Here is a 16,390-nt window from a genome sequence, read left to right as displayed (position 1 = left end):
CTTATTCTTCAGATTCAGTAGTATTGGCCAAGGCTTCGATGACTCGACCTTTGATAATAACGCCGACTAACTTGTCCTTATCATCTACAACGGCCAGAGGCGCTGGTGAATCGTAAATCAGCGGGAAAATATCGGTAATCAGGGTTTCCTGAGTGACCTTGCGGACGTTCTTATCAATCACTTCAGCCAGTGCTTGATGCTGTTTACGGGCATCGCGGGCGGCTTCGGCAGTTAGACTACCCTTAAGATGTCGCTTCCTATCAACAGCCAGCAGCATACTGACCTCTTCTTTTTTCATGCGATTAAGGGCCACGGTTGGTCCGTCAATGTCAATGTTAGTAGTCAGTGGCGTTGTCATGATATTCTGGGCAGTCAAGACCTTGGAGCGGTCAACATCTTCAACGAACTCTCGAACGAAGTCGTTGGCTGGATTGGTCAGGATTTCCTCACCGGTGCCAATTTGCATAATCTGACCGTCAGCCATAATAGCAATACGGTCACCGATACGCAGGGCCTCATTGAGATCGTGGGTGATAAAGATAATAGTACGCTCATGCTCTGCCTGCAGATCCAGCAGTTCATCCTGCATTTCTCGGCGGATAAGGGGATCTAGAGCTGAGAAGGCTTCGTCCATGAGCAGAATATCAGGATTGTTGGCCAAAGCTCGAGCTAGACCGACCCGCTGCTGCATCCCACCGGAGAGCTGATCGGGGTATTGATCCTTGAAGGACAGGAGACCAGCATTGTCCAGAGCTTGTTCAGCTAGGCGCGTGCGCTCCTCCTTATCAACACCTCGGACTTCCAGACCGAACTCAGTATTTTCCAGAATGGTCCGATGCGGGAAGAGTCCAAAGTTTTGGAAGACCATATTGAGCTTGTGGCGGCGAACGTCACGCAGCTCCTCTTCGTTCATCTTGGCTACATCTTGGCCGTCGATGTAAATGTCGCCTGATGTCGGGTCAATCAATCGGTTGAGCAGGCGGATAAGGGTAGACTTACCACTACCGGACAGTCCCATGATGACAAAAATTTCTCCGGTCTGAACCTCAAAGTTTACATCGTAAACTCCGACAGTAGCACCGGTTTTTTCTAAAATTTCCGTTTTGCTTTTGGCCTGCTGCACCATTTCCAGAGCTTGCTTTTGCCTTTTACCGAAAATTTTAGTCAAATGTTTTACTTCTAGTTTATTCAACGTATTTCTCCTTTTGTAAAAGTGACTACATGTTTATTTTGATAAGTTGTCACTTAAAAGACCATCACAGTATAACATCGTGTGGTCACTTTGTCAAACCCAAAAGACCGTCAGAACGGCCTTTTTCGGCTATTATAAAAAAGGGGAGTGATTTTTTGAAATATTTTTGAAAGTCGTAAAAACCTTGTCAGACAGCGGATTCGCCTGTCTATTCTGTTTTTTGACAAAGAAAAAAACAAGTGCTGTTTCACTTGTTTGTTTCAATTTCATTAAAAAATAAATTATGCATCAAACCGACCGATAATTCGTTGCCAACAAAGTAGATGGTATTGCCGGCTTCCAGCTTGGTATAAGGACCAGGCGAGATTAGGAGTTGGTCTCCCTGCTGGACTGCGACAATGGTAGCGCCAGTCGAGTGCCAGATATTGAGCTCATTGATAGATTTTCCTAGGTTGATGGCGTCTGCTGAGAGCTGGAGCTCGTAGGGATTAAAAGGGAAGCGCTGCTGGACATCTTTAGTTCGGCTGAGAAGCTGGTTAAGGAGCTGGGAAAAGTTTGCAAATTCTTCCTCTTGGCGCTGGATGCTCTGGTGGAGCTTGCTTTTGAGGTCCTGCAGAGAGTTGACATCTTTATAGGTCTTGAGAAACTGCTGAGCTTTTTCCTTGGAGGAAATGAAGGCCCCACTGCCATGACGGACTTCCATGATTTCCAAATCTACCAGCACATTAATAGCCTTGCGGGCTGTTTCAGGGGAGACATTGAAGTTGCTGGCTAAGGTAGAGCGAGCATAGATCTTGCTGCCGATAGGATATTTGCCGTCAACGATTCGCTCGGCAATGGCGACGGCAATCTGCTGGTAGCGTGGGAATGCGACTTCTTTTTTGCTCATGAGGACCTCCAATTTTACGACAGGAATATAGCTATGATTATAATATAAAACTGGAGGATTGAAAAGTGCCCTTTGTAAAATCGACCGTCTTATCCGCCTCTTCTTGCCTTTCTTTTTACTTTTTTAAGTAGTATAATATGTCTAAAAGTCAGAGGTTTTCTGGAAAAGGAACAGTAAAAACCAGATGCTAAAAATAGAAATGGATAAAAAATGAGTATAAAGATGATAGCGACAGACATGGATGGAACCTTGCTGGACGGACAGGGACAGCTGGATTTGCCGCGTCTGACTACTATTTTAGATGAGCTGGAGAAGAGAGACATTCGCTTTGTGGTGGCTACTGGTAATGAAATTCCACGGATGCGCCTGCTATTGGGAGATTTGGTAGAACGCATGACCTTGGTAGTCGCCAACGGAGCGAGGATTTTTGAAAAGAATCGGCTAAGCATGAGCAGCTTCTGGGAACCTGGATTGATTAGGGATGCGCTGGATTATTTTTCCGGTCGTGAAAGGGAGCTTCAGCTGGTTGTGACCTCTGAAATAGGCGGCTTTGTCCAGGAGGGGACAGAGTTTCCCTTGATTGAAAAAGTCATGACTAAGGAAATGGCTCAGCTCTTCTACAAGCGAATGAACTTTTTGCCAAGCCTTCAGGATTATCCCTTTGACAAGGTCTTAAAAATGAGTATGATGGTAGAAGAGGCTGCAGCAGCAGAGCATGCTCGTCTGATTAATCAGCATTTTGCTGGCCGATTGAGCGCTGTTGCCAGTGGTTACGGTGCGATTGACATCCTCCAAGATGGGATGCACAAGGCTTGGGGCTTGCAGCAGCTGATGGCTAAGTGGCAGATTCAAAGCTCAGAAATAATGGCTTTTGGGGATAGTGAAAATGACATAGAAATGCTTGAATTAGCAGGTATTTCTTACGCTATGGAGAATGGCGATGAGCGGGTCAAAAAGATAGCGGACTACCTAGCGCCAGCAAATACAGAAGCCGGTGTTTTACAGATACTTGAGCAATACTTAGAAGAGGAAAGGGAATAATGGCAGTACAATTACTAGAAGAATGGCTTCTCAAGGAGCAGGCAAAATTGCAGCAAAACTACAGAGAGCTCAATCAACTCTCTGTCAAGGAGCCAGACATCATCTTTATTGGAGACTCCATCGTAGAATACTATCCGCTTCAGGAGCTCTTACAGACGGATAAAAGACTGATTAACCGTGGCATTCGGGGCTATAAGACTGATTTGCTTTTAGAAAACCTAGATGCCCATCTCTTTGGGCAGGCTTTGGATAAGGTCTTTATCCTGATAGGTACCAACGATATTGGCAAGGAGATGCCTCAGACAGAAACGCTGGCTAATTTGGAAGCCGTTATTCAGGAGATTTCTCGTGACTATCCTCTGGCTCAGATCCAGTTGCTGTCTGTCCTTCCCGTCAATGAAGCTCCAGCCTACAAGAGCACGGTCTATGTCCGCAGCAATGAAAAGATTCAGGCACTTAATCAGGCCTATCGTCAGCTGGCTAGCGCCTACATGAACGTCCAGTTTATCGATCTCTACGATGCTTTTCTGGACGAGAAAGGCCAGCTGCGCCCAGACTACACAACTGACGGCCTCCATCTGACCATTGCTGGCTATGCAGCCCTGTCCAAGGTTTTGCAGGAGACGTTATAGAGATAAAAATAGGGAGCGAAAAAAGCCCAACCAGACAAATCTTCAAAGGAAGATTTGTTTTTTTTAAAACTTTTGGTTGACAAATGTAAATCTTAGAGGTAAAATAGCATTATAAAATTTACAAATGTAGATTTTGAAAGGAGAAGCCATGAAAATTTCCAATGCGGAATGGCGCATCATGAAGATTATCTGGATGGAAGGCAAGCAGACCAGCACGGATTTGATCGCCGTCTTGTCCGAGCGCTTTGACTGGTCGAAGTCGACGGTCAAGACTCTCTTGACCCGCTTGGTGGAGAAAGGATGTTTGACTAGAGAAAAATCAGGCAAAGCCTTTGTTTACTCGGCTTTGTTGAAGCAGGACCAGAGTTTAGACTTGGTGGTTGAGGAGGTGAAAGACAAGGTTTGCTCAAAAAGAATTGTCCAGGTGCTTGAAAACTTGATTCAGGAGAGTGACTTTACGCTTGCAGATCTTAATCAGCTGCAGCGGGTCCTCGATGAAAAGAAAGCAGAGGCTGTCGAAACAGTCCCTTGCAATTGTATGTAGTAGAAAGAAGGAAATTCCATGTTTGGATTGTTGATTAGTATTGTTTGTTTACTTGTGGTTGCTTTTATTGCTTGGTGGTTCTTTGCAGAGCATGAAAAGGTAAGCGGCCACGCTCGTCAGAAATCAGGTTATCAAGAAATTGAAGTCGAAGTCATGGGGGGCTATTCGCCTGAAACCATTGTCCTGAAAAAGAATGTTCCAGCCCGGATCATCTTTAATCGCAAGGATCCATCTTCATGTCTGGCTCAAGTGATCTTTCCAGATTTTGGCGTTCACGAAGATTTGCCTTTAGGTGAAAAACATGTCATTGAAATTACGCCAGAAAAAGCGGGCGAATATGGGTATTCATGTGGAATGAACATGATGCATGGTCACATGATTGTGGAATAAAGGAGTAGGTATGGTAGAAAAACAAAAAGCAGTTGTGGAAAACGGAGTGCAAAAGATCCGTATTACAGCAGAAAAGGGCTATAGTCCCAAAGAATTTCAACTTCAAAAAGGGATCCCTGCTGAAATCACCTTCCATCGGGTCAATCCTTCCGGCTGTTACAAGGAAATTTTGTTTGAAGATCAGGGGATTTTAGAGCCTTTGGAAGTCGGTGTGGATAAGGTGATATCCTTTACCCCGACAGAAACAGGGGACTTCGAGTTTTCATGTGGAATGAAGATGCAAAAGGGTTCCTACACGGTTGTGGAAAAACGCCGTCGTGTCTTAAGTTTACGGGATCGCTTTTGGATTACTAGTATCTTTACCCTTCCTTTATTGATCTTGATGATCGGGATGATGGCAGGATTTGTATCCCATACAGTCAGTCGCTGGGGGACTTTTCTAGCGACAACGCCGATCATGTTGGTAGCAGGAGTTCCTTTTATCAAGAGTGCCTGGGCCTCATTTAAGAAGCACCATTCCAATATGGATACCTTGGTAGCTCTTGGAACCCTGGTAGCCTATGTCTATAGTGTATTTGCCCTTTTTACTGGTCAGCCAGTATACTTTGAGGCTGCGGGTTTTATCATCTTCTTTATCCTCTTAGGGCAAATCTTTGAAGAACGGATGCGTAACAATGCCTCCGAGGCTGTGGAAAAGTTGTTGGATTTGCAGGCAAAAACGGCTCAAGTTCTCCGTGATGGGAACTATGTCGAGGTGGCGGCAGAAGATATCCAAATTGATGACTTGATTCGGGTCCGTCCTGGGGAAAAGATTGCGGTTGATGGGACGATTGTAGAAGGAAGTACGACCATTGATGAGTCGATGGTGACAGGTGAAAGCTTGCCTGTGGAAAAATCAGTTGGTGATGCAGTTATCGGCTCCACTATCAACAGCAATGGGACCATTCTCTTTAAGGCTGAAAAAGTCGGTAGTGAGACCCTCTTATCTCAAATTGTGGACTTTGTCAAAATGGCCCAATCCAGTCGTGCTCCTATTCAAGATTTGACGGATAAGATTTCAGGTATCTTTGTTCCAGTGGTGACGATTTTGGCCATTGCGACTTTCTGGGTTTGGTCCGTGCTTCTGGGCGCGTCGCTTCAAGAGGCCATGCTCTATGCAGTCTCTGTCCTCATTATTGCCTGTCCTTGTGCCCTTGGTTTAGCAACCCCAACAGCCCTGATGGTCGGAACCGGCCGTAGTGCCAAGATGGGGGTTCTGATTAAAAATGGAACGGTTCTTCAAGAAGTGCAAAAGATTCAAACCGTTGTGTTTGATAAGACAGGGACTATTACCATTGGCCAACCACTTGTAACCGATGTTGTAGGAGATGAAGCGCGTGTCTTGACACTGGCTGCTAGTCTTGAAACTTTTTCAGAACATCCACTAGCCCAAGCGGTGTTATCCCAAGCAGAAGAAAAAGGTTTGGTGTTATTCCCTGTGGAAAACTTCCAAGCGATTGAAGGAAAAGGGGTCCAAGGTCAGATCGACCAGCAGTTGGTGACCTTGGGAAATGGCAAACTTCATGACGGGACAGCGATGGATCCGGAGCTTGAAAAACGGATGGTAGAGTTGCAAGAGCAGGCCAAAACAGTGATCAGTTTGTCTGTGGATGGGCAAGTGATTGGCTTGATTGCCATTCAAGATGCTCCGAAGGCCAGCTCAAAAGAAGCGATCAAAAAGCTCAAAGAACGGGGCTTGAAAACGGTCATGTTAACGGGGGATAATGAACGGGTGGCCCAAGCTATTGCTAAGCAAGTGGGAATTGACACCGTCATTGCTGATGTCCTTCCTCAAGAAAAAGCTAGCGCCATCCAAAAACTGCAAGAAGCTAGCAAGGTCGCCTTTGTTGGAGATGGGATCAATGATGCTCCAGCTCTCTCGATCGCGGATGTGGGGATCGCTATGGGATCTGGAACGGATATTGCGATCGAGTCCGGTGGCATCGTGCTCACGCAAAATGATTTACTTGGCGTTGTGCGCGCCTTTGACATGAGTCAAAAGACCTTCCGCAGGATCTTACTCAATCTCTTCTGGGCCTCTATCTACAATATCCTTGGGCTTCCAATTGCTGCTGGAGTCTTTGTAGGACTGGGATTGACCCTCAATCCAGAACTAGCAGGTCTTGCTATGGCCCTTAGCTCTTTGTCTGTTTTGACTAGTTCGCTGCTTCTCAATGTTGAGAAAATTGATTAAATGAAATAAAAAGTGATACAGAATTTTGTATCGCTTTTTGTTTGATTTCCTACAGCTACAAGTCTTAGAGGTGCATGCAAATTATAATAAAATATCCTATTCTACTATAGTTTGTGAAATTTTCTCAAAAAAAAGAGCATCTGTTATGTAATAGGGATTGAGCATCTCTGAGCAGATTCTTATATATGTGAATCTCTTTGTGATAAATTAATACTGTAATCGTTTTGTAAATCGTTTTCATGAGAAATGTCAGAAAAAACTCATTTTCAAAACGAAACCTGATCGCAAAGATGGAGTAGAAGCGCTATGCTACATTTTTAAAGGATCAAAATAGATTTAAAGGAGAGTTACAATGACTCAAGGAAAAATTACTGCATCTGCAGCAATGCTCAACGTATTGAAAACATGGGGCGTAGATACCATCTACGGTATCCCATCAGGAACACTCAGCTCGCTCATGGATGCTTTAGCTGAAGACAAAGACATCCGTTTCTTGCAAGTTCGCCACGAAGAAACTGGTGCTCTTGCAGCGGTGATGCAAGCTAAATTCGGCGGCTCAATCGGGGTTGCAGTTGGTTCAGGTGGTCCAGGTGCGACTCACTTGATTAACGGTGTTTACGATGCAGCTATGGATAACACTCCATTCCTTGCTATCCTTGGATCACGTCCAGTTAACGAACTCAACATGGATGCCTTCCAAGAGCTTAACCAAAACCCAATGTACAACGGTATCGCTGTATACAACAAACGTGTAGCTTACGCTGAGCAATTGCCAAAAGTAATCGACGAAGCTTGCCGTGCTGCAGTATCTAAAAAAGGGCCAGCTGTTGTTGAAATTCCAGTAAACTTCGGTTTCCAAGAAATAGACGAAAACTCATACTACGGTTCAGGTTCATACGAACGTTCTTTCATCGCTCCTGCTTTGAATGAAACTGAAATCGACAAAGCTGTTGAAATTTTGAACAAGGCCGAACGTCCAGTTATCTACGCTGGATTTGGTGGTGTTAAAGCTGGTGAAGTGATTACTGAATTGTCACGTAAAATCAAAGCTCCAATCATCACAACTGGTAAAAACTTTGAAGCTTTTGAATGGAACTACGAAGGTTTGACGGGTTCTGCTTACCGTGTTGGTTGGAAACCAGCCAACGAAGTGGTCTTCGAAGCAGATACAGTTCTTTTCCTTGGATCAAACTTCCCATTTGCTGAAGTTTACGAAGCCTTCAAGAATACTGAAAAATTCATCCAAGTGGATATCGACCCCTACAAACTTGGTAAACGCCATGCCCTTGACGCTTCAATCCTTGGTGATGCAGGTCAAGCAGCTAAAGCGATTCTTGATAAGGTAGATGCAGTTGAGTCTACTCCATGGTGGCGTGCCAATGTGAAAAACAACCAAAACTGGCGTGATTACATGAACAAACTAGAAGGTAAAACTGAGGGTGAGTTGCAATTGTACCAAGTTTACAATGCTATTAATAAACATGCTGACCAAGACGCTATCTACTCAATCGACGTAGGTAACTCAACTCAAACATCAACTCGTCACCTTCACATGACACCTAAGAACATGTGGCGTACATCTCCACTCTTTGCGACAATGGGTATTGCCCTTCCTGGTGGTATCGCTGCTAAGAAAGACAATCCTGATCGCCAAGTGTGGAACATCATGGGTGACGGTGCATTCAACATGTGCTACCCAGACGTTATCACAAACGTTCAATACAACCTTCCAGTTATCAACGTTGTCTTCTCAAACGCTGAGTATGCCTTCATCAAGAACAAATACGAAGACACAAACAAACACTTGTTTGGTGTTGACTTCCCTAACGCTGACTACGCGAAAATCGCTGAAGCTCAAGGAGCTGTTGGATTTACAGTTGACCGTATCGAAGACATCGACGCAGTCGTTGCAGAAGCTGTGAAACTCAACAAAGAAGGTAAAACTGTTGTCATTGATGCTCGCATCACTCAACACCGTCCGCTTCCAGTAGAAGTACTTGAACTCGATCCAAAACTTCACTCAGAAGAAGCAATCAAAGCCTTCAAGGAAAAATACGAAGCAGATGAGCTCGTACCATTCCGCCTCTTCTTGGAAGAAGAAGGATTGCAATCACGCGCAATTAAATAATTCTTCTCGCTGAAAATCAAATTTAAACTGTGTCATCTTCACCTTGCCGCATAGCGGTACAGCCTGCGCTTTGATGTCTTGTTTATAACTTGATTTTCTTAGAGTCGAACTTGAAAAGATCGGAGCAATCTGGTCTTTTTATGGAGAATAGTCAATGAATTTAAATCAATTAGATATTATCGTTTCAGATATTCCCCAAGTCTGTGCTGACTTGGAGCGTATTTTTGATAAAAAAGCCGATTATGTTGACGACAGTTTTGCTCAGTTCACGATTGGCAGTCATTGCCTCATGTTGTCCCAAAATCATTTGATTCCTTTGGAAAATTTCCAATCAGGAATCATTCTCCACATCGAGATTGAGGATGTAGACCAGAATTACCAGCGGTTGAAAGAGCTTGGTACTGAAATTTTACACGGCCCAGCTGTAACTGATTGGGGAACAGAATCCCTGCTAGTTAAAGGACCTGCTGGTCTAGTGATTGATTTTTATCGAATGAAATAGGTCTGTTTGACATAGAAAAAACGCATAAAATCAACTGATTACAAAAGTGTTGATTTTATGCGTTTTTATGTGAACTGTTCTTATATTTCGGCTAGAAATTAAGTTTTTTCTAACTTCTTGCTCTATATCAGCAGGTTTATTTAACTTCCCCGCCTTCAACAACTAGGTCGTCAGCCTTAGCAGCTTCGCCGTATGTCGGGTGGAGAGTTTCTTCATAGGCCTTGTGGAAGAAGTTTTCTTTGCCGAGTTTCTTGATTTCGTCGTTGATATAGTTGAGCAGCTCGGTATTGCCCTTCTGCACAGCTGGAGCAATGGTATCTGGATCACCTAGCGAAGTGATGCCGACTTCAAAGCCTTTGTTTTCCAGCGCCCAGGCAAGGACTTCAGTATTGTCCGTAGAAAAGGCATCGCCGCGGCCGTCCAGCAAGGCTTGGTAAGCATCGCTGTACTGATCATACTTTTGCAGCTTGATATTCGGATAGTTCTTTTCAAAGTAGGTTTCAGCCGTGGTTCCCTTGGTGATGATTAGGGTCTTACCTTCCAACTGCTCAGGCTTAGTGATAACTGAACCTTTTGGTGATACAACTCCGAGAGATACCTTCATGTAGGGCAGGGCGAAGTCAACTTGTTTTTTCCGCTCGTCTGTAACAGTGAAGTTTGCTAGGGTAATATCAACCTTGTTGGAGATTAAGTATTCGGCCCGGTTGGCAGCATCTACAGGCACATACTCTGGCTTAACCCCTAAATCTTTGGCTAGTTGGTCGCCCAGATAAATGTCATAGCCTTGATATTTGCCGTTGTTATCTACATAGCCGAACGGTTTCTTGTCGCTAAAAACCGCAATGCGGAGCTTGCCGCTCTTTTTAATTTCCTCAAGACTGCGGGCCTTGACCGTTTTGCTGGAAGCTGCGTCTTTGTTACCAGCATCTTTCTTGCTGGAACTGCCGCAAGCGACAAGGAAGAAAGCCAGAGTAAGGGTTGTTAAAGCAAAGATTGTTTTAGATAATTTCATAAGAGACTCCTTTATAAGATAAGAGAATGTGAAGAAAACACAGAGATACCAAAGAGCAGCCACATAAGTGGTGGGGTAGACATAACTGTCAGCCTAGATGGCTGAAGTCAAAGACATTGAGAAATTCCTGGGCTCGCTGGGTTTTGGGTTGGCTGAAGAACTGCTGGGCGGTATTTTCCTCGAGGATACCACCTTGGTCCATGAAGATGATCCGATCGGCAATGGCGCGGGCGAACTGCATTTCGTGGGTCACAATCAACATGGTCCGGCCTTCCTCGGCTAGGTCATTAATGAGCTCTAGCACTTCGCGGACCATTTCGGGATCTAGCGAAGCAGTTACTTCATCAAAAAGGATGATTTCTGGGTGCATGAGGAGCGAACGGACGATCGCCACCCGCTGCTTTTGGCCGCCAGACAGTTGGCGAGCAAAACTGTGCTTTTTATCCGCCAGGCCGACTCGTTCCAGCAGGCTTTCAGCTTCCTTAATGACCTCGTCCTTCTTACGCCCCTGAGCCTTTATGGGACCAAGAATCAGATTTTGCAGGACATCCAGATGGGGGAAGAGCTCATAGCTTTGAAAGACCATGCCAATCTTCTGACGAACAAGATGGAAGTCCTTTTTCTGGCTGAGGATGGATTGGCCATCCAGCAAAATATCACCAGACTGGATGCTTTCAAGACCGTTGATGCAGCGAAGCAGGGTCGACTTTCCGCAGCCAGATGATCCTAGGATGACCACAACCTCTCCTTTTTGGACAGAGAGAGACAGGCCTTTAAGGATGGCATTGCTGCCGAAAGACTTGCGAATGTCCCTTAATTCTAAAATGATTTCCGACATGATGTTCGTTACTCCTTCCAGATGGTTTCCAAATAAGAGGACAGCTTAGAAATAGGAAAGCAGACTGCGAAGTAAAGCAGCAGAATGCAGCCATAAATCCAAAAAGCAGCAGAAGGGATAGACAGACGATTGCTGTCAATGATCTGCTGGCCGACCTTGACAACCTCAATGACTCCGATAAGGACGATGAGTGAGGTTGTCTTAATCATCCGCGTGATTAGATTAATCGCCTGCGGCAAAAGCCGACGCAGTACCTGTGGGATGATAATGTAGACATAGAGTTGGCGCTGCGACAGTCCCAGTGCCTGACCACTCTCAAACTGATGCTTGGGCAGGGAAGTAATGGCCCCTCGTACCAAGTCTCCCATCTCCGCCGTTCCCCAAAGAGAGAAGACGATGATGGCTGAAAGCTCACCAGAGATATTGATGTCGAAATTTCTGGCTAGGCCAAAGTAAACCAGAAAGAGCAGAACCAGCTGGGGCATGACGCGGATAAACTCTAGATAGGCTCTGGACAGAAAGCGCACGACTTTTGAGTGCGAGGTCATAATGATGCCAAAAATAGTCCCCAAGATGAGGGAGATGATGACCGAGAGGATAGAAATACCAATGGTAACGCCCAGCCCTTGTAAGATACGTAAGAAATTATTCCCCTGAAAGAGAACTTGAATGCCCGAATCCTGCACGCCGCAGCCTCCTTTCTATGCAGCTAAAGCCAAGTGAAATTGGCAGCAAAATAATCAGATAAGCGATGACCAACATGAGCAGAGCTGTATCTGTCTCGTAGTAAAGGCCAATCAAGTCCTTAGCTACAAACATTAGGTCTGCCAAGGCAACAGCTGAAAATACTGAGGTTTCCTTGATTAAAAAGATGACATTGGCACTAAAGGAAGGCAGGGCAATAGCTGCAGCCTGAGGCAGGATGACATAGTAGAAGACTTGTACTGGTCGTAAGCCGATAGAGAGTCCGACTTCCCTCTGCGTTCGGCTGACTGCTTCAAGGCCGCTTCGGAAAGACTCAGCCATATAGGAACCGCCCAGAAAGATTAGCCCAATCGTCGCACAAGCCTCAGAGGATAGAACGAGTCCAACACGAGGCAGGCCGAAGTAGAGAAAGAAAAGCTGCAGCAACAGCGGCGTATTGCGGGAAAACTCGATATAGGCGGTTGCTAGCGACTTCAAAATTGGAATCTTGTAAAAGCGAATCAGACTGACTAAGAATCCGACAGCAATTGATCCCAAAATTCCCCAAAAGGCTATGAACATGGTTAAAAGAAAGGCCTCTTGATAGAGGGGATAGTAATCACTGACGATGTCCCAGTTCACGGCTCTCACTCCTTAAACACTTGATGTTCCTAGTTTAGCATAGATAACAGACCTTTAGTAATATGTATTTTTTATCGCACTGATAAGGAAAATCTATCACTGGTCTGAAGAGAAATGCCAGATTGGGAATTTGTTATTTCAGCTGTGAAATCAATCGGTCATAGAATAATATTATTATTCGACATTATGTTATAAGTTTTTTAGATTTTACTTTGTTATACTATAAAAGTATAGAAAATCTTTTATCTTACTAAGGAGGCAAAAAGATGACCAAAAAACTGACTTTTCCGGATGGTTTTTTGTGGGGCGGAGCGACAGCTGCCAACCAGTGTGAGGGCGCTTATGATGCGGATGGTCGCGGGCTGGCCAATGTAGATGTGGTGCCGATTGGTGCGGACCGTCTGTCCATTGCTTGGAGCCGGATTTTCCCTAAGGGGGATGAGCTGGAGCCCAATGAAGCTGGCCTGAAATTTTACGAAGACCTCTTTAAGGAATGCCACAAGTACGGTATTGAGCCCTTGGTGACCATTACTCACTTTGACTGTCCCATGCACTTGATTGAGCAATATGGTGGTTGGCGAAATCGTCGCATGTTGGAATTTTACGAGCGTCTCTGCCGCACTCTCTTTACCCGCTACAAGGGATTGGTCAAGTACTGGCTGACCTTCAATGAAATTAACATGATCCTCCATGCACCATTTATGGGGGCAGGGCTCTGCTTTGAAGAAGGCGAAAATGAAGAACAGGTCAAGTATCAAGCGGCCCATCATGAGCTGGTCGCGTCAGCCATTGCTACTAAGCTGGCTCATGAGATTGATCCGGAAAATAAGGTCGGCTGTATGCTGGCGGCAGGGCAAAATTATCCTAACACCTGCCATCCACGCGATGTATGGGCTAGTATGGAGGAAGACAGGAAAAACTATTTCTTCATCGACGTGCAGGCGCGTGGTGAATATCCTAACTATGCTAAGAAAGCTTGGGAGCGCGAGGGCATCACTGTCAACATGACAGAAGAAGACCTGCAACTATTCAAGAAGCATACGGTGGACTTCATTTCCTTCTCATACTACTCTAGCCGAGTAGCTTCGGGCGATCCTAAGGTCAATGAGCTGACGGAGGGCAATATCTTTGCTTCTCTCAAGAACCCTTATTTGGAAGCTTCTGAGTGGGGCTGGCAGATTGATCCGCTGGGCTTGCGTATTACTCTTAATACCATCTGGGATCGCTATCAAAAGCCCATGTTTATCGTGGAAAATGGTCTGGGTGCAGTGGATACTCCAGATGAAAATGGCTATGTAGCTGATGATTACCGGATTGACTACTTGGCGGCCCATGTCAAGGCCATGCGAGAAGCCATCAATGAGGACGGCGTGGTTCTGTGGGGCTACACGACCTGGGGCTGTATCGACCTGGTATCAGCCGGCACTGGCGAGATGAAGAAGCGCTATGGCTTTATTTATGTGGACCGGGACAATGAAGGTAAGGGAACACTCAAACGTTCTAAGAAGAAATCCTTTGACTGGTACAAGGAAGTCATCGCGACTAACGGAGCATCTGTAAAATAGGAAAAAGGCTGAGATATGAATGTCTCAGCCTTTTTCAAGTATGTATGTTTTATAGGAATTTTAGTCTAACTGAATTTTAAATACTTTTCAAGATTCATTATTTCAAGAATTCCTTTATTTGCTGGGCGATTTCCTTTGGCTTTTCGTCATGGATATAGTGGGAGCCTTCTAATGTTACAAGTTTGGCTTGGGCATTCTGCGCGACAAACTCTTTTTCCAGCTTGGGAGCTTCTCCGCCTTTTTGGACAGCTGCAAAGATAAGAGTCGGAATCTGCGGCACGGGTTCTTTGTTAATCGTTTCAACATTTTTCTTCCGATCCTTGACTTCGTTCATGACCGCCTGGGTGATTGACCGCCGGTGGAACAAGGCTTTAAAGATAGCTTTTTCCTGATCATTGAGAGCTCCAGACTTTATGGCTGGGCTGCTATTTTCATCAAAGAAAATCGGTAGGCGAGCCAAGCCTAGCATTCCCCCTAGCTGGAAAGTCTGAAAAAGCAGGTCCATATGGTCGGACACCTCCGTATGAGGCATGGTCATATCTAGCCCGATAATAGCTTCTACTTCTTCTGGGTAATGATTGGCCCAGTGAATCGTTTCTAAACCGGCAATCGAATGCGGAACCAAAACATAAGGACCGGATATCTTAGCAGCTTTGAGGGCTTTACGGGTCTGCTCTACCTGTCTATCCAATGAGCGGTCATCGTTCCCATCATCGCTGTAACCATAGCCTAGACGTTCTACCACGACGATGCGATAATCGTCCTCCAGCTTGGAATAAAGAGCCTTGAAATCCAGAACCGGAGCATTGGTGGCCAGACCTGCTAGGAAAACCAAGGTCTTCTTGCCCTTGCCAGCAGTGTAGACATTGAGCTTCTTACCCTCTACCTCGACCAGTTGGCCAATCGGCTTCTCAATGAGTTTGCTTTCCTGAGCTATTTGAAAGCGGTTATAGAGAAAGATAGCCAATAAGGCCAGAGCTAAGATTCCTACCAGCCAAGTGATTGTTTTAAGGATAAATATAAAGATTATTTTTAACATAGAGATTCCTTTCTGTTCATCATATTTTAGATTCGCATACTTTTATTTATAATCATTACTACAAGCGGTCGTATCGTGATTTACACTAAAAGCGAATAGAAGTTTAATCAGGTAAAGTGATAAAAGAGCTGTCATACTGATTGGCAATTTACTGTAACTAATAAGAAGAATGCAACCCCACCATAGAAGTACCAGTTAATGCTTGAACCCTGCAATCTTTCAGTAGTTCTCTAACAAACATTAGATATGTCTGATTGGTCGCAAGGCCAAACTTAAAATAGCAGAATAGAACTAGGCCACTTTTTGATTTTCGGTGAGCATTAGTCACTCAGCTATGCCTTCGACTTCTCATAGAATTTTTAAAGAAGATTATGAAATGGGAAAGGGAATTCAGTTTTTTTCTCTTGCGATATATTTTTCATAATAACGATTGCTATCAAAAGGATAAGGGGTCTCTTTTGATTTGAACAGTTGCTCAGGGATAAGAACGACACTACTTACAAGAACTATTCCACTGATAATGGCTAAAATGATTATTGGCAAACTGGGGAGATTTGTAGGATACTGGCTCAGAACATAGTAGATAGCATGAAGCGTAAAGACAACCGCTGTCGCAAAACCTGGGTTATAAATGGTTCTTTTTCCTACTGTTCGAAAACGTCGGTACATACTGAACCCAAAAATCAGGTGGCCAATCATTTCAAAAAAGCAAAAGATAAGATTCCAGATGACAATGATCTGATTGACACCGTAGAAAAGACAGACAATACCAATTAATTCAGCTAACATAATAGTCAGCATATCAGAAAATTGATTCATAGGATAGCGATCGGGCTGTTGAGAGCGCCGAAGCATGTTGTAGTTATAATGAAAACCGCCAGGAAATCTCCATTCTTCTAGACAGTGCAAAGGGAGCATGACATAGATTATAGCGACAAATCTGCTTCCAGCATCTAGTGTAGTCCAATGTGTGATAAGATATAAGAGAATACCGATTCCCATAGCAAAGAGAATGGGAATCCAGATTTTTAACCAAGCAGAAATCAGTTTGAACATAAC

16 protein-coding genes are annotated in these 16,390 nt (G+C 44.6%); 8 read left to right on the top strand and 8 right to left on the bottom strand.

Annotated elements, in window-relative coordinates:
* Window position 1: 1 nt before the first annotated feature.
* Both HMPREF9378_RS01055 and HMPREF9378_RS01060 read right to left on the bottom strand, forming a co-directional pair.
* Complete coding sequence (locus tag HMPREF9378_RS01055; protein ID WP_002898349.1) at window positions 2-1,192, bottom strand: quaternary amine ABC transporter ATP-binding protein; 1,191 nt, start codon at window positions 1,190-1,192, stop codon at window positions 2-4.
* A gap of 247 nt (window positions 1,193-1,439) precedes the next feature.
* Window positions 1,440-2,081: a GntR family transcriptional regulator gene (locus HMPREF9378_RS01060; RefSeq protein ID WP_002914397.1), complete on the bottom strand. Its 642-nt coding sequence runs from the start codon at window positions 2,079-2,081 to the stop codon at window positions 1,440-1,442.
* A gap of 210 nt (window positions 2,082-2,291) precedes the next feature.
* Here HMPREF9378_RS01060 and HMPREF9378_RS01065 point away from each other — a divergent pair, with 210 nt between their 5' ends.
* From HMPREF9378_RS01065 to HMPREF9378_RS01095, 7 genes are all read left to right on the top strand, one after another.
* Window positions 2,292-3,122 carry a Cof-type HAD-IIB family hydrolase gene (locus HMPREF9378_RS01065; RefSeq protein ID WP_002914396.1) on the top strand — a complete coding sequence of 277 codons (831 nt, stop codon included), beginning with the start codon at window positions 2,292-2,294 and terminating at the stop codon, window positions 3,120-3,122.
* Entirely contained in the window at window positions 3,122-3,754 is a 633-nt protein-coding gene (locus tag HMPREF9378_RS01070; protein WP_002914395.1) for an SGNH/GDSL hydrolase family protein, read from the top strand. Before HMPREF9378_RS01065 ends, HMPREF9378_RS01070 begins: the two co-directional genes overlap by 1 nt.
* 148 nt (window positions 3,755-3,902) lie before the next feature.
* The gene (locus HMPREF9378_RS01075) at window positions 3,903-4,298 is read left to right on the top strand and encodes a CopY/TcrY family copper transport repressor (RefSeq protein WP_002914394.1); all 396 of its coding nucleotides are present in this window, start codon (window positions 3,903-3,905) and stop codon (window positions 4,296-4,298) included.
* 18 nt (window positions 4,299-4,316) lie between these two features.
* Window positions 4,317-4,688 (top strand): cupredoxin domain-containing protein, encoded by a 372-nt coding sequence (locus tag HMPREF9378_RS01080; RefSeq protein ID WP_002901455.1) that lies wholly within the window; start codon window positions 4,317-4,319, stop codon window positions 4,686-4,688.
* A gap of 10 nt (window positions 4,689-4,698) precedes the next feature.
* Window positions 4,699-6,921 (top strand): heavy metal translocating P-type ATPase, encoded by a 2,223-nt coding sequence (locus HMPREF9378_RS01085; protein ID WP_023916820.1) that lies wholly within the window; start codon window positions 4,699-4,701, stop codon window positions 6,919-6,921.
* Window positions 6,922-7,273: 352 nt separating this feature from the next.
* Entirely contained in the window at window positions 7,274-9,049 is a 1,776-nt protein-coding gene (gene spxB, locus HMPREF9378_RS01090) for a pyruvate oxidase (RefSeq protein WP_002914392.1), read from the top strand.
* Window positions 9,050-9,203: 154 nt separating this feature from the next.
* Window positions 9,204-9,551 (top strand): VOC family protein, encoded by a 348-nt coding sequence (locus HMPREF9378_RS01095; RefSeq protein ID WP_002914391.1) that lies wholly within the window; start codon window positions 9,204-9,206, stop codon window positions 9,549-9,551.
* 136 nt (window positions 9,552-9,687) lie between these two features.
* Here the strand turns inward: HMPREF9378_RS01095 and HMPREF9378_RS01100 are convergent, their stop codons facing one another.
* From HMPREF9378_RS01100 to HMPREF9378_RS01115, 4 genes are all read right to left on the bottom strand, one after another.
* Complete coding sequence (locus HMPREF9378_RS01100; RefSeq protein ID WP_002901451.1) at window positions 9,688-10,563, bottom strand: cysteine ABC transporter substrate-binding protein; 876 nt, start codon at window positions 10,561-10,563, stop codon at window positions 9,688-9,690.
* 88 nt (window positions 10,564-10,651) lie between these two features.
* Window positions 10,652-11,401 (bottom strand): amino acid ABC transporter ATP-binding protein, encoded by a 750-nt coding sequence (locus HMPREF9378_RS01105; protein ID WP_002907267.1) that lies wholly within the window; start codon window positions 11,399-11,401, stop codon window positions 10,652-10,654.
* 8 nt (window positions 11,402-11,409) lie between these two features.
* Window positions 11,410-12,087 carry an amino acid ABC transporter permease gene (locus tag HMPREF9378_RS01110; RefSeq protein ID WP_002901449.1) on the bottom strand — a complete coding sequence of 226 codons (678 nt, stop codon included), beginning with the start codon at window positions 12,085-12,087 and terminating at the stop codon, window positions 11,410-11,412.
* Entirely contained in the window at window positions 12,047-12,727 is a 681-nt protein-coding gene (locus HMPREF9378_RS01115; RefSeq protein ID WP_002901448.1) for an amino acid ABC transporter permease, read from the bottom strand. The genes HMPREF9378_RS01110 and HMPREF9378_RS01115 overlap by 41 nt, the downstream gene beginning before the upstream one ends.
* Window positions 12,728-12,993: 266 nt before the next feature.
* Between HMPREF9378_RS01115 and HMPREF9378_RS01120 the strand changes: the two genes are divergently transcribed.
* On the top strand, window positions 12,994-14,292 hold the full coding sequence (locus tag HMPREF9378_RS01120) for a 6-phospho-beta-glucosidase (protein WP_002903334.1): 1,299 nt from the start codon (window positions 12,994-12,996) through the stop codon (window positions 14,290-14,292).
* A 97-nt stretch (window positions 14,293-14,389) separates the two neighbouring features.
* On the opposite strand, the gene HMPREF9378_RS01125 is transcribed toward HMPREF9378_RS01120, so the two are convergent.
* On the bottom strand, window positions 14,390-15,331 hold the full coding sequence (locus tag HMPREF9378_RS01125) for an alpha/beta fold hydrolase (RefSeq protein WP_002914390.1): 942 nt from the start codon (window positions 15,329-15,331) through the stop codon (window positions 14,390-14,392).
* A 390-nt stretch (window positions 15,332-15,721) separates the two neighbouring features.
* Window positions 15,722-16,387, bottom strand: coding sequence for an HXXEE domain-containing protein (locus HMPREF9378_RS01130; protein ID WP_002914389.1), 666 nt, complete (start codon window positions 16,385-16,387; stop codon window positions 15,722-15,724).
* Between the last annotated feature and the right edge of the window lie 3 nt (window positions 16,388-16,390).

The sequence above is a fragment of the Streptococcus sanguinis SK1 = NCTC 7863 genome (assembly GCF_000194945.1).
GTDB lineage: Bacteria > Bacillota > Bacilli > Lactobacillales > Streptococcaceae > Streptococcus > Streptococcus sanguinis.
Note: the sequence above shows the minus strand (reverse complement) of the source record. Positions and strands in the feature narration are given on the sequence as shown.

What these genes read in the sequence shown, in the direction of transcription:
- HMPREF9378_RS01060 (WP_002914397.1), bottom strand. Translation starts at nt 2,081, where the DNA reads ATGAGCAAAAAAGAAGTCGCATTCCCACGCTACCAGCAGATTGCCGTC.
- HMPREF9378_RS01065 (WP_002914396.1), top strand. Translation starts at nt 2,292, where the DNA reads ATGAGTATAAAGATGATAGCGACAGACATGGATGGAACCTTGCTGGAC.
- HMPREF9378_RS01070 (WP_002914395.1), top strand. Translation starts at nt 3,122, where the DNA reads ATGGCAGTACAATTACTAGAAGAATGGCTTCTCAAGGAGCAGGCAAAA.
- HMPREF9378_RS01075 (WP_002914394.1), top strand. Translation starts at nt 3,903, where the DNA reads ATGAAAATTTCCAATGCGGAATGGCGCATCATGAAGATTATCTGGATG.
- HMPREF9378_RS01080 (WP_002901455.1), top strand. Translation starts at nt 4,317, where the DNA reads ATGTTTGGATTGTTGATTAGTATTGTTTGTTTACTTGTGGTTGCTTTT.
- HMPREF9378_RS01085 (WP_023916820.1), top strand. Translation starts at nt 4,699, where the DNA reads ATGGTAGAAAAACAAAAAGCAGTTGTGGAAAACGGAGTGCAAAAGATC.
- spxB (WP_002914392.1), top strand. Translation starts at nt 7,274, where the DNA reads ATGACTCAAGGAAAAATTACTGCATCTGCAGCAATGCTCAACGTATTG.
- HMPREF9378_RS01095 (WP_002914391.1), top strand. Translation starts at nt 9,204, where the DNA reads ATGAATTTAAATCAATTAGATATTATCGTTTCAGATATTCCCCAAGTC.
- HMPREF9378_RS01100 (WP_002901451.1), bottom strand. Translation starts at nt 10,563, where the DNA reads ATGAAATTATCTAAAACAATCTTTGCTTTAACAACCCTTACTCTGGCT.
- HMPREF9378_RS01105 (WP_002907267.1), bottom strand. Translation starts at nt 11,401, where the DNA reads ATGTCGGAAATCATTTTAGAATTAAGGGACATTCGCAAGTCTTTCGGC.
- HMPREF9378_RS01120 (WP_002903334.1), top strand. Translation starts at nt 12,994, where the DNA reads ATGACCAAAAAACTGACTTTTCCGGATGGTTTTTTGTGGGGCGGAGCG.
- HMPREF9378_RS01125 (WP_002914390.1), bottom strand. Translation starts at nt 15,331, where the DNA reads ATGTTAAAAATAATCTTTATATTTATCCTTAAAACAATCACTTGGCTG.
- HMPREF9378_RS01130 (WP_002914389.1), bottom strand. Translation starts at nt 16,387, where the DNA reads ATGTTCAAACTGATTTCTGCTTGGTTAAAAATCTGGATTCCCATTCTC.